The following is an 11,290-nucleotide window of genomic DNA, read 5'->3' as shown; positions in this document are numbered from 1 at the left end:
CGATGTTCCGCTATACCTACAACACGCTCGTCTACGGCCGGGAGCCGCTCGCGGAGGGCATCGCGCGGATCGCGAAATTCGGCTACGACGGCGTCGAACTGGTCGGCGAACCAGCACAGCACAACGTCGCCGAGATCCGCCGCGAACTCGACAAGCACGATGTGCGCGCGTCGTCGGTCATCAGCATTTTCACCCCGGAACGCGACGTGGTCAGCACCGACGCGGCCGTCCGCCGCAACGCGCTGGACTACCTGCGCGGCAACGTCGATTACGCCGCGGAGCTGGGCGCGGAGGTCGTCACGTTCACTCCGACGGCCTGCATGAAGATCACGCCGGAAACCGACCGGGAACGCGAATGGGCGTGGGCGGTCGAGGCCGCTCGGACGATCGCCGCCTATGCCGGCGACCACGGTGTCCGCATCGCGGTCGAGCCGTGGAACCGGTACGAGACCTACCTGATCAACCGGATGGACCAAGCGGTCGCCTTCGTCGACGAGGCCGGGCATCCCGCGCTGGGCTGCATGGCCGACACCTTCCACATGGCACTGGAGGAACCGGATATCGCCGCGGCGATCCGGCACTGCGGGCACCGGCTCGCCCACGTGCACCTGGCCGACAGCAACCGCGCCGCACCGGGTTGCGGACACACCGACTTCCGGCCGATCGTCCAAGCCATCGCCGAAATCGGCTACCTCGGCTGGATCTCCTACGAACTGCTGCCCGCGGCCGGTGACGTCTGGGGCGTGCTCTCCAGCGCGGGCGCACCGGAGTTCCTCGATCCGTACACGAAGGCGGCCATCGCCCATACGAAGAGCCTCGAGAACGAACTGGGCCTGGTGTGACGACCATGCGCAACCCGTTGGGACTGAGCACGTTCGTGCTCGCCTCGCCGTTCTCCGACGCCGACTGCCCCGCGGCCTTCGCCAAGGTCGCGGGCCTCGGCTACGACGTGATCGAGGTCTGCGTCGAGGATCCGCAGCTGCTGTCCGCGCGGGCGCTGCGCGACGCGGCCGGGGAACACGGACTCGCCGTCAGCGTTTGCGGCGCTTTCGGCCCGGACCGGGATGTGTCCGCGGCGGACCCGGACGCCCGCGCAGCCGGCCTGGGCTACCTGCGCCGCTGCGTGGACCTGGCGGCGGCGGTCGGGTCCCCCCATGTGGCGGGGCCGATGTATGCGCCGACCGGGCAGGCTCGGCTGCTGCCCCCGGACGCACGAGCCCGGCAACGCGCGCGGGCGGCCGAAAGCCTGCGGGCCGCCGCGGACCACGCGGGCGAACTCGGCGTCCGGCTGGCGCTGGAACCTCTGAACCGTTTTGAAACGGACCTCGTCAACACCGTCGAGCAAGGTCTGGAACTGTGCGCCGCCGTCGGTCGCGACAACCTTGGCCTCATGCTCGACACGTTTCACCAGAACATCGAGGAGAAGGACCTCGGCGCCGCGATCCGCGCCGCCGGGGACCGGGTTTTCCACTTCCAGGTCTCGGAGAACGACCGCGGCACACCCGGCAGCGGGCACCTCCCGTGGCCGGAAGTGTTCGCCGCGCTCGAAGACATCGGCTATTCCGGGCAGATCGTCGTCGAATCGTTCCTGCCCACGATCGCCGAAATCGCGCGGGCCGTTTCGCTGTGGCGCCCAGTCGCGCCGTCGATGGACGCACTCGCCGCCGACAGCATCGCTTTTCTCCGCACCGCACTGCGCAACCACTGAAAGGAGCACGAAGATGGGACAGCTCGACGGGAAAGTCGCCGTCATCACCGGAGGCGGCCGGGGCCAAGGCCGCTCACACGCGGTGCGGCTGGCCGAGGAGGGCGCGGACATCGTCGTCTGCGACATCACCGATCAGGTCGGCTCCGTGCCGTTCCCGACCGGACGGCCGGGCGATCTGGACGAGACCGTCGCCGAGGTCGAGAAGACCGGGCGGCGCTGTGTCGCACTGGAAGCCGACGTCCGCAGCACCGCGGACATGACCAGGCTCGCCGAGACCGCGATGCGCGAATTCGGGCGCGTCGACATCCTGCTCGCCAACGCGGGCATCCTCAGCCTGTCGGAGAACACCTGGGAGCTGACCGACGACGCGTGGGACGACATGATCGACATCAACCTGACCGGCGTGTTCAAAGCCTGCCGGGCCGTGATCCCGCACATCCGGGCGGGCGGCCGGGGCGGTTCCGTCGTCTTCACCTCGTCGATCGCCGGGCTGAAGGGAGTCGCGGGCTGCACGCACTACACAGCGGCGAAACACGGCATCGTCGGTCTCATGCGGACGCTCGCGCGCGAGCTGGCGCCGGAGTCCATCCGGGTCAACACCATCCACCCCACCGGCGTTGACTCCCCCATGTCCAACAACGAGTTCTTCCCGCAGTGGCTGGAGGAACACAAAGAACTCGGCGACGCCATGCGCTACAACCTGATGCCGGTCGACGCGATGCCGGTACGCGACGTGTCCGACGTCGTCCTGTTCCTGGTGTCCGACGCCGGGAAATGGATCACCGGCACGACCCAGCAGATCGACGCGGGTTTCCTGCTGAAGTGAGCCGGCGTCACAACCCGAGCGGCAGCATGGACGAGTCGCGCGGCCGGGTGTGGTAGGCGATTCCACGCGGCGAAAGGACCTGCTCGATCGCGGAAACCATGCCGCCGATGAGCCCGGCCTCGCCACCCTGCGAACTCTGCACGAGCGACAGATTGCGGGTGGCGAGCGGCCGGGACTGCTGGTAGACGACGCTCCGAACCTGGGCCAGCACCTCTTCGGTGCACTGGACGATCGGACCGCTGAGCACGATCCGCGCCGGGTTGCAGAAGTTGACGAGGTCGGCGATCACGCGGCCGACGACGATCGCGACCTCGCGAACCACGCTGACGGTCTTCGCCTCGCCGCGGACCGCCGAGGCCAGCAGGCCGTCCTCGCTCATCTCGAGGCGGGCGGCGATGGCACTGGTCGAGGCGACGGCTTCGAGACAGCCGCGGTTTCCGCAGCGGCACAACGCGTCGGGCAGCTCGGGCACGCGAATGTGCCCGATGTCCGCTGCGGCACCGTCCGCGCCGTGCAGCACCCGGCCGTTCTCGCCGACGAAACCACCGCCGACACCGGGTCCGATGTGGACGAGCAGCAACGGCAGGTGCGCGCCTTTCAGCGCCCTGGCCTCCCCCAGCGCCATCAGGTTCACGTCGTTGTCGACGACCACGTCGCATCCGAGCCGTTCGGCGAGGAAACGGCACACTCCGAAACCGTCCCATCCGGGCATCAGCGGCGGCCGCACCGCCATGCCCAGATGCGAGTCGACCGGGCCCGGCAGTCCGACCGAAATGGCGAGCGCGTCGTCCCCGGCGAGCCCGTTCTCCTCCAGCATGGCGAGGAACTGCTCGACGAGAGCGGCCAGCAGCACCTCCGGGCCCGTTTGCACGTCGATCGCCAGCTCGCGCCGCGCGACGACCTCCTTGTCCAGCGTGGCCAGCGCGACCCGCGACGCGCGCGGGGAAACCTCAGCGACGAGTACGACCCCTTTTGCGGCGCTGATCTGGAACATCTGCGCCGGGCGCCCGCGCGCGTCCTGCTTGCCGAATCCGGCGTCCTCGATGAGTCCGGCGTCGAGGAGCGCCTCGAGATGCTTGTCCACCGTGGAGCGCGCCAGGCCCGTGGCTCGCACCAGGCGGCTGCGACTGACCTGCGTGCCGTCCGCGATCAGACGGGTTATGACACTTCGCGCCGCATGCGCGTCAGGGGCCAGGCTCTGCTCCTCGAGCAGGATGCCGACTTCGGTCCACAGGGAGCCCATGATCGTGATCATACCTCGATTTCTGTCGAAAAAGAAATAATTCTGGCCTATTTTGACAGTTCACGACGGAATTTACGCTCCCGCTATGACAAGATCCACGGAGGACAGCGCAGTCGTCCGCCCGCTGGCGCCGGGGGTGGGCTAAGTGGTGGCTCGCCTCGAAGTCCAAGGCCTGAGCAAGGCCTTCCGCGGGGTCCAGGCCCTGCACGACGTCAGCTTCACTCTGCAAGCCGGCGAAGTACTGGCTCTCATTGGAGAGAACGGCGCGGGCAAGTCCACCCTCATCCGCATCCTGTCCGGCGCGCACCCGCCGGACTCCGGCGCGGTGCTCCTCGACGGCTGTCCGGCAGCGATCACCGGACCGGCCGGCGCGGAGGCGCTCGGCATCGCCACTGTCTATCAGGAACTGAGCCTGTTCCCGGAACTCACCGTCACCGAGAACCTCTTGTTCAACCGCTACCCCGGCCGCGGGCGCATCGACTGGCGGGGTGCCCGCCGAGAGGCCGCGGCGCTCCTCGCCGAACTCGGCCTGACGGTCTCGCCCGACCAGCGGGTGCGCGAGCTCAGCGTTGCCGACAAGCAGATGATCGAGATCGCGAAGGCGCTGCGCCGCGACGCCCGCGTGCTGATCCTCGACGAACCGACCGCCGTGCTCGGCGGCGCGGACGTCGACCGGCTGCTGGCGCTCGTGCGCGGCGTGACCCGGCGCGGGGTGAGCGTCGTCTTCGTCTCGCACCGCTTGGACGAGGTCTTCGGCCTCGCGGACCGGTACGTGGTGCTCAAGGACGGCAAGCTGACCGGCAAAGGGACGATCGCCGGCACCGCGCACGACGAGCTGGTGTCGAAGATGGTCGGCCGGGATTTCGTGCGCGGCAGCCGTACACCGGGCGCCGAGATCGGCGAACCGGTGCTCCAGGTCGAGGGACTGTCCCGGCCCGGGGTCGTGTCGGCCGTCTCGTTCGAGGTAAGGGCCGGTGAGATTCTCGGCATCGCCGGGCTGCGCGGGGCGGGCCGCACCGAGCTGGCACGCGCGATCTTCGGTGCCGACCCGCACACCGGAACGGTGCGGCTGCACGGCAAACCCGTGCGCATCACCGACCCGCTGCAGGCGATCAAGGCGGGGATCGGTCTCGTGCCGGAGGAACGCAAGACGCAGGGGCTCGTCGCGGGCCAGTCCTGCGCCGCCAACATCTCGCTGGTCAACCTGCTCAAACGCGGGCGCCGCACGGTACGGCCCGCGGCCGACCGGTCCGTAGCGCGCCGATACATCGAAAAGCTCCGCATCAAAACGCCGGGCCCGCAGACGCCGGTCGGCACGCTTTCCGGCGGCAACCAGCAGAAGGTCGTGCTCGCCAAATGGCTCGAAGCCGGCGTCGACCTGCTGATCCTCGACGAGCCCACACGTGGTATCGACATCGGAGCCAAGCAGGAGATCTACACCCTGATCCGGCAGCTGTGCGCGCAGGGCCTCGCGATCATCGTCATCTCCTCGGAACTGCCCGAGGTGCTGGCCTTGTCCGACCGCATTCTCGTGATGCACCAAGGCGAAGTCACCGCCGAGCTACCCGGTCGTACCGCCACCGAAGAGGAAATCATGTTGCACGCCGTGGGAGGGCGATAACCGTGGCCGTCGAAGCAGGCCGCCTGCCGGCCCTGACCCTCCGGGCGCGGCGCCACTGGCTGCCGCTGCTCATCGCCGCCATCGTGATCGCCGCGGTGGCGATCGCGGTGCCGTTGTTCTTCCAGCCCACCAATCTGCTCAATGTCGGCCGCCAGTCGGCGGTCGTCGGAGTGATCGCGATCGGAATGACGTTCGTGATCCTCACCGGCGGCATCGATCTATCGGTCGGCGCGACGCTCGCCCTGACCGGAGTGAGCACAGCGCTGTTCCTCGATGCCGGAATGATCCTGCCGCTGGCGATTGTGCTGTCGCTCCTCATCGGTGCGGCAGTGGGGGCGCTCAACGGCCTCGGCGTCGCCCGGTGGGGGGTACAGCCGTTCATCATGACGCTCGCGACGATGGTCGCGATGCAAGGCTTGTCGCTGCGCCTGACCAACGGCGGGCCAAAGTCGTTCGACAATGGCAGCGGGTTCTTCACTCTGCTGGGCAGTGGCGACGTGCTCGGGATTCCCGGGCCGTTCGCGATCTTCCTCCTCGTCGCCGTCATCGGCGTGGTGACCCTGCGCTACTTGCCGTTCGGGCGATTTCTCTACGCGATCGGCGGCAGCATGGAGGCTGCCCGGCTTTCCGGCGTGCGCACCGGCCGCACGCTCGTGGCCGCCTACGCCGTCAGCGGTCTGTGTGCCGGGCTGGCGGGAATCATGAGCGCGGCCCGGCTCGGCGTCGGCGACCCCACCGCGGGCGCACTGTCCAATCTGGACGCGATCACCGCGGTGGTGATCGGCGGCACCAGCCTCGCCGGCGGCATCGGCGGCGCGGTCGGCACTGTGTTCGGCGCCCTGCTGCTAGCGGTCCTGGCCAACGTGCTGAACCTGATCGGGGTTTCGCCATTCGATCAGCAGATCGTCAAGGGTGCGGTCATCCTCGTGGCGGTAATGCTCGCCGTCCAGGCGATTCGCCGCCGCAAGGACGGTCGCTCGTGAAGGCCCGGCTGGCGGCGCTCGGCCTGGCCGCGCTCGTCGCGGGTTGCACGGCCGTCCCGCGGCAGGACGTGCCGGTGACCGCGGAACTCGGCGACCGGCTGGCGCCCAGCGTCTACTGCGGCACGGAATGCCGCAGCCAGTTGATCCTGCACGCCGATCCGTCGACCGTGCGCTGTTCCGTCGGAGTCTCCTGGAACAGCACCGCCTTTCCGTACGGTGCGAAGACGACCCAGATGTTCCCCGATTTCGCGCGAAAGTTCCTCCGCGGCATGAAGGTCACTGTGGCCGACGCGCAGGGCGACGCGGGAGCGCAAGTCAATCAGGTGTCGGACATGGTAGCCAAGGGCGTCGAAGTCCTGGTGATCTCGCCCCAGGACACCGCCGCGCTGCGCGGCGTGATCGCACAGGCCACCCGCGCCGGGGTCAAGGTGATCTCCGCCGACCGGCAGGTGGACGGCGACGTGTCCAGCTACATCGGCTCCGACAACGTCGAAGCGGGCGTCACCGACGGCAAGGCCGTCGTCAAGGCGCTGGGCGGCCGCGGCGCGGTGGTGGAGCTGTCCGGGAGTCTCGGCGCCTCCCCCACCATCACCCGCGGCGCCGGCTTCCGCCAGGGCATCGCGGGCTCCGGGGTCCGGATCATCGCCACCCAGACGGCGAACTACAAACGCGCCGACGGGCTCAAGGTCATGGAGGATCTGCTGCAACGCTTCCCGCACGGACAGATCCAGGCGGTGTACTCGCACAACGACCAGATGACCTTCGGCGCGCTCCAGGCCATCCGGGAAGCCGGCCGGCAGAACGAGATCAAAGTGTTCAGCGTGGACGGCGAGGCCGACGCGCTGAAGCGGATCGCCGCGGGCTCCCTCACCGCCACGGCCGGTTATCCGCTCGTGGCCAAGGAAGCGGCGATCGCGGCCGCGAAACTCTGTGCGGACGAACCGCTCGCTCCCCGGATCAAGCTCCAGTCCACCCTCGTCGACCACACCAACGTCGGGCAGTTCCTCGGCCGGCCCCCGCAGTGACACGAAAGGCGACAACCGAAGTGAAGATCTCATACAACACCTGGGCCTACTCCAGCTTCTTCGTCTGGGTGCCCTCCTACCCGCTCGACGAGACGATCAAGCGCATCGCCAGGCTCGGCTACGACGGCATCGAAATCGGCGCCGCCGCACCGCACGCCTACCCGCCGCATCTCTCGGCCAACCGACGCGCCCAGATCAGGGACCTGCTCGACGAGCACGGGCTCTCGTTGTCCAGCATGCTCCCCGCACCGTCCGGCGGTCCCGGCAACAACCCCGCCTCCCCGGTCGCCGAAGAACGCCGGGCGACCATCGAGCACTACAAGGAACTGGCCGAGCTGACTGCCCAGTGGGGCGGCAAGACGCTGATCTACCTGCCCGGCTGGATCATCTTCGGCACCTCGCGGCGGCAGGCGCTCAAGTGGACCCGCGAGTGCCTCGCCGAGATCGCCGACTCGATCGCGCACACCGGTGTCACGCTCGTCATCGAGCCGACCTCCCACGACACGAACCTCTGCGAGAGCGCCGACGACGCGATCGAGCTGATGGAGGACGTCAACCGGGACAACGTAAAGCTCATGTTCGACACCTTCCACGTGCTGTATCGGCGCGAGGTGCTCAGCGACTACGCGTACAAGATGGGCGAGAACCTCAAGCACATCCACATCGCCGACAGCGACCGCCTCCCGCCCGGCTCCGGCGACGGCGACTTCCCGTCCCTCGTGGACGCACTGCTCGACACCGGCTTCGACGGCTATCTGACGATGGAGACCGGCTTCCACCGTCGCGGCATCGAGCCCGACGAGGACGCCCGCACCTCGATCGAGTACCTGCGCCCGCTGGTCGAGGCCAGGACCAAGGCACGGACCGGGTTCTGAAACAACGAGGGAGAAGGACGAAATGGAATACCCTCTGCTGTTCCTCAATCCCGAGGAAGCGACCGTCCTCGACGCGCTGACCGAGGAGATCCTGCCCGGCGAAGAAGGCTCCCCCGGGGCGAGCGAGGCCGGTGTCGTCCAGTACATCGACCGCTCGCTGGCCGGATTCCTGCGCGACCTGCAACCCGTCTACCGCGCCGGACTGATCGCTCTGCGCGAGCTGAGCGGCGACCTCGGCTTCGTCGGCCTCGACTCCGAAGCGCGCCGGAAGATCGTCGCCGCTCTGGCGGAAAGTCCTTCCTTCGCAGGGAGGTTCTTCCGGATCGTGCGCGAGCACACCGTCCAGGGGTTCTTCGGCGACCCGGCGTACGGCGGCAACCGCGACCTCGCCGGATGGAAGCTCGTCGGCTTCCCGGGGGCGCACTGGGGCTATTCGGCCGAACAGATGCGGCCGGGCGTGGATGCCCGGGAGATCCCGCTGCTCACGATCGAGGACCTCTACGCGCGGATCGGAGGCGGGCGATGACCGAGCGATTCGACGCGATCGTGGTCGGGATGGGCTCGTCCGGCGGCATCATCGCCGAGCAGCTGACCGCGGCCGGGCTGCGAGTGCTGGGCCTCGACAAGGGCCCGGATTACACGCAGGACGACTTCCTGGTCAAACAGGACGAGCTGCGCTACTACCAGCGTGGCGCCATCGTCGCCGGCGTCGACGTCGACCCGGTGACGTGGCGCCCGCACGAAGGCGAGACCGCACGGGTGCTGCCGTGGTCCGCGGGCGAACTCGGTTCGGACGAGCCGCTGTACGGCCTGCCCTCCATCGGCACCGGAGGCGGCACCCTGCACTGGGGTTGTGCGGCGTACCGGTTCCGGGAGGCCGACTTCCGGATGCGCTCCGCCATCGCGGAGCGGTTCGGCAAGGAGGCGCTGCCGGAAGGCACGCTGGCGGATTGGCCCATCAGCTACGCCGATCTCGAGCCGTACTACGGCAAGGTCGAGCGGGAGCAGGGCATTTCCGGCCGGGCCGCGGACAATCCGTTCGGTCCGCCGCGCGAGCACGAGTACCCGATGCCGCCGGTCCGCCACGCACCGGGCGACGTCCCTTTCGCCGAAGCGGCCCGCCGACTCGGCCTGCATCCGTTCCGCCAGCCGCTGGCGATCAACTCGGTCGAGTACCGCGGCAGGCCCGCGTGCGTGAACTGCGGCTTCTGCCACGGCTATCCCTGCCATGTCAAAGCGAAGTCGACCACCCAGGTCACCTCCGTGCCTGCCGCCAAGGCGACCGGGAACCTCGACCTGCGTCCGCTGAGCCGGGTCCTGCGCGTCCACCGGACCGGCGACGGCTCCCGCGTGACCGGCGTGACCTATGCGGACGGGTCGGGCAGCGCGCACGAGGTCCGGTCCGACCTGGTGGTGCTGGCCGCGTACTCGCTGGAGAACGTGCGTCTGCTGCTGGTCTCCGGGATCAACCGGGACGGTCAGGTCGGGCAGAACTTCATGACGCACAATTTCGGCTGGTTCACCTCCGTCCTGCCGGAGCCGACGAACCCGTTCCTCGGCACGTTCAACGCCTCCAGCGCCGTCGACGACTACACGTCGGAACTGGTGCCGGACAACGACCTCGGCGTGCTGTGGGGTTCGCCGATCATCAGCGTCACCGGAGACCTGCAGCCGATCGAGGCCTACCACCTGATGAACCCCGCGGTGCCCAAGTGGGGCCTGTCGCTGAAGCATTGGCTGCGGGACAACTACCTGCACCTGCACCGGATGTATTCGCAGACCACCAATTTCCCGCATCCCCGGCACTACTGCGACCTCGACCCGAACGTCCGGGATCGCTGGGGCCAGCCCGCGTTGCGGATCACCCACGACTGGGCGCCGCACGACGCGAACTCGGTCACGCTCATGGGGCGCTACAAGGAGAAAATCGCTCGCGAGATGGGCGCGAAGGACTACTGGACGGACGATCCCCGGCCGCCATACCACCTCTCCACGCATGACGTCGGCGTGCACCGCATGGGCGAGGATCCGGCGACCTCGGTCACGAACGTCTACGGCGAAGTGCACGAATGCCGCGGCCTGTACGCGGTCGGCGGCGGGCAGTTCGTCAGCTACGGCGGGTACAACCCGAACCAGACGATCCAAGCACTGGCCTACCTGAGCGCCGAACACTTGCTGGGGCGAGCGTGAACGGCCGGTTCCGTGGCAAGGCGGCTTTCGTCACCGGGGCAGGGCGCGGGCAGGGCCGCAGTCACGCCGTGCGGCTCGCGGCCGAGGGGGCGGACGTCGCGCTGGTCGACCTCGGCAGTGCGGGCAAGGTGGAGAATCCTCCATATCACACTGCGACGATCGACGATCTTCGTGCCACGCAAGCGGAGATCCGGGCGCTCGGCCGCCGGGCAGAGCTGTTCGAAGTGGATGTTCGCGATCACGAATCACTGGCCAGGGCGGCGGACCAGGCCGCGAGCGACCTCGGCGGAATCGACTACGTCATCGCGAACGCCGGCATCACCGACGGCTTCCGCACCACCTGGGAAATACCGCCGGAGCATTGGCGGACCGTGATCGACATCAACCTCACCGGGGTGTTTCACACCTGCCGCGCGACCGTGCCCTGGCTGATCGAACGCGGAGCCGGCTCAGCGCTGGTGCTGATCAGCTCGGGCGTCGGCATCAAACCGGTACCGCGGCTCGCGCATTACGTCGCGGCGAAGATGGCGTTGCGCGGACTGAGCGCCTCGCTCGCCGCGGAACTCGGCCCCTACGGAATCCGGTGCAACACAGTGCATCCCGGCGGCATCGACACCGGGATGACCGCTGCGATGGCCGAGCTGAACCAGGTGCCGCGCGAAGACCTGCTGGCCGGTTTCCGGGCCGGGCAACTGCTTCCGGGCGACCTCGGCATCGGCGACTCGACCGCCGCCGTGCTCTGGCTGCTGTCCGCCGAGGCGCGCATGATCACCGGCCTGGAGCTGACCGTCGACGCGGGCGAAAGCAAGAAATGAAACA

At 68.6% G+C, this 11,290-nt stretch carries 11 protein-coding genes; 10 read left to right on the top strand and 1 reads right to left on the bottom strand.

Annotation, left to right across the window (positions count from 1 at the left end; translation table 11 throughout):
• Window positions 1-2 precede the first annotated feature (2 nt).
• Genes L3Q65_RS10050 through L3Q65_RS10040 form a run of 3 tightly spaced genes read left to right on the top strand, consistent with a single transcriptional unit; the run spans window position 3 to window position 2,534 of the window.
• Window positions 3-842, top strand: a complete 840-nt coding sequence (locus L3Q65_RS10050) for a sugar phosphate isomerase/epimerase family protein (protein ID WP_237599441.1) — start codon at window positions 3-5, stop codon at window positions 840-842.
• 5 nt (window positions 843-847) lie between these two features.
• Window positions 848-1,708 carry a sugar phosphate isomerase/epimerase gene (locus tag L3Q65_RS10045; protein WP_237599440.1) on the top strand — a complete coding sequence of 287 codons (861 nt, stop codon included), beginning with the start codon at window positions 848-850 and terminating at the stop codon, window positions 1,706-1,708.
• 13 nt (window positions 1,709-1,721) lie between these two features.
• Window positions 1,722-2,534 (top strand): mycofactocin-coupled SDR family oxidoreductase, encoded by an 813-nt coding sequence (locus L3Q65_RS10040; protein WP_237599439.1) that lies wholly within the window; start codon window positions 1,722-1,724, stop codon window positions 2,532-2,534.
• A gap of 7 nt (window positions 2,535-2,541) precedes the next feature.
• On the opposite strand, the gene L3Q65_RS10035 is transcribed toward L3Q65_RS10040, so the two are convergent.
• Window positions 2,542-3,777 (bottom strand): ROK family transcriptional regulator, encoded by a 1,236-nt coding sequence (locus L3Q65_RS10035; RefSeq protein WP_237599438.1) that lies wholly within the window; start codon window positions 3,775-3,777, stop codon window positions 2,542-2,544.
• Between the two features lie 148 nt (window positions 3,778-3,925).
• On the opposite strand from L3Q65_RS10035, the gene L3Q65_RS10030 reads away from it, so the two are divergent.
• From L3Q65_RS10030 to L3Q65_RS10000, 7 genes are read left to right on the top strand one after another with little or no spacing between them, the layout of a single operon-like run.
• The gene (locus L3Q65_RS10030) at window positions 3,926-5,398 is read left to right on the top strand and encodes a sugar ABC transporter ATP-binding protein (protein WP_237599437.1); all 1,473 of its coding nucleotides are present in this window, start codon (window positions 3,926-3,928) and stop codon (window positions 5,396-5,398) included.
• 2 nt (window positions 5,399-5,400) lie between these two features.
• Window positions 5,401-6,381, top strand: coding sequence for an ABC transporter permease (locus tag L3Q65_RS10025; protein ID WP_237599436.1), 981 nt, complete (start codon window positions 5,401-5,403; stop codon window positions 6,379-6,381).
• Window positions 6,378-7,406, top strand: a complete 1,029-nt coding sequence (locus tag L3Q65_RS10020; RefSeq protein ID WP_237599435.1) for a substrate-binding domain-containing protein — start codon at window positions 6,378-6,380, stop codon at window positions 7,404-7,406. The genes L3Q65_RS10025 and L3Q65_RS10020 overlap by 4 nt, the downstream gene beginning before the upstream one ends.
• Window positions 7,407-7,426: 20 nt before the next feature.
• Window positions 7,427-8,281: a sugar phosphate isomerase/epimerase gene (locus L3Q65_RS10015; RefSeq protein WP_237599434.1), complete on the top strand. Its 855-nt coding sequence runs from the start codon at window positions 7,427-7,429 to the stop codon at window positions 8,279-8,281.
• 22 nt (window positions 8,282-8,303) lie between these two features.
• Window positions 8,304-8,807, top strand: a complete 504-nt coding sequence (locus L3Q65_RS10010; RefSeq protein ID WP_237599433.1) for a gluconate 2-dehydrogenase subunit 3 family protein — start codon at window positions 8,304-8,306, stop codon at window positions 8,805-8,807.
• Window positions 8,804-10,471, top strand: a complete 1,668-nt coding sequence (locus L3Q65_RS10005; protein WP_237599432.1) for a GMC family oxidoreductase — start codon at window positions 8,804-8,806, stop codon at window positions 10,469-10,471. The genes L3Q65_RS10010 and L3Q65_RS10005 overlap by 4 nt, the downstream gene beginning before the upstream one ends.
• A complete protein-coding gene (locus tag L3Q65_RS10000; RefSeq protein WP_237599431.1) occupies window positions 10,468-11,286 on the top strand; it encodes an SDR family oxidoreductase in 819 nt (272 codons plus the stop codon). Before L3Q65_RS10005 ends, L3Q65_RS10000 begins: the two co-directional genes overlap by 4 nt.
• Window positions 11,287-11,290 lie beyond the last annotated feature (4 nt).

Origin of the sequence: Amycolatopsis sp. FU40 (genome assembly GCF_021903635.1) — a bacterium.
Classification (GTDB): domain Bacteria; phylum Actinomycetota; class Actinomycetes; order Mycobacteriales; family Pseudonocardiaceae; genus Amycolatopsis; species Amycolatopsis dendrobii.
Note: the sequence above shows the minus strand (reverse complement) of the source record. Positions and strands in the feature narration are given on the sequence as shown.

What these genes read in the sequence shown, in the direction of transcription:
- L3Q65_RS10045 (WP_237599440.1), top strand. Translation starts at nt 848, where the DNA reads ATGCGCAACCCGTTGGGACTGAGCACGTTCGTGCTCGCCTCGCCGTTC.
- L3Q65_RS10035 (WP_237599438.1), bottom strand. Translation starts at nt 3,777, where the DNA reads ATGGGCTCCCTGTGGACCGAAGTCGGCATCCTGCTCGAGGAGCAGAGC.
- L3Q65_RS10040 (WP_237599439.1), top strand. Translation starts at nt 1,722, where the DNA reads ATGGGACAGCTCGACGGGAAAGTCGCCGTCATCACCGGAGGCGGCCGG.
- L3Q65_RS10010 (WP_237599433.1), top strand. Translation starts at nt 8,304, where the DNA reads ATGGAATACCCTCTGCTGTTCCTCAATCCCGAGGAAGCGACCGTCCTC.
- L3Q65_RS10005 (WP_237599432.1), top strand. Translation starts at nt 8,804, where the DNA reads ATGACCGAGCGATTCGACGCGATCGTGGTCGGGATGGGCTCGTCCGGC.
- L3Q65_RS10050 (WP_237599441.1), top strand. Translation starts at nt 3, where the DNA reads ATGTTCCGCTATACCTACAACACGCTCGTCTACGGCCGGGAGCCGCTC.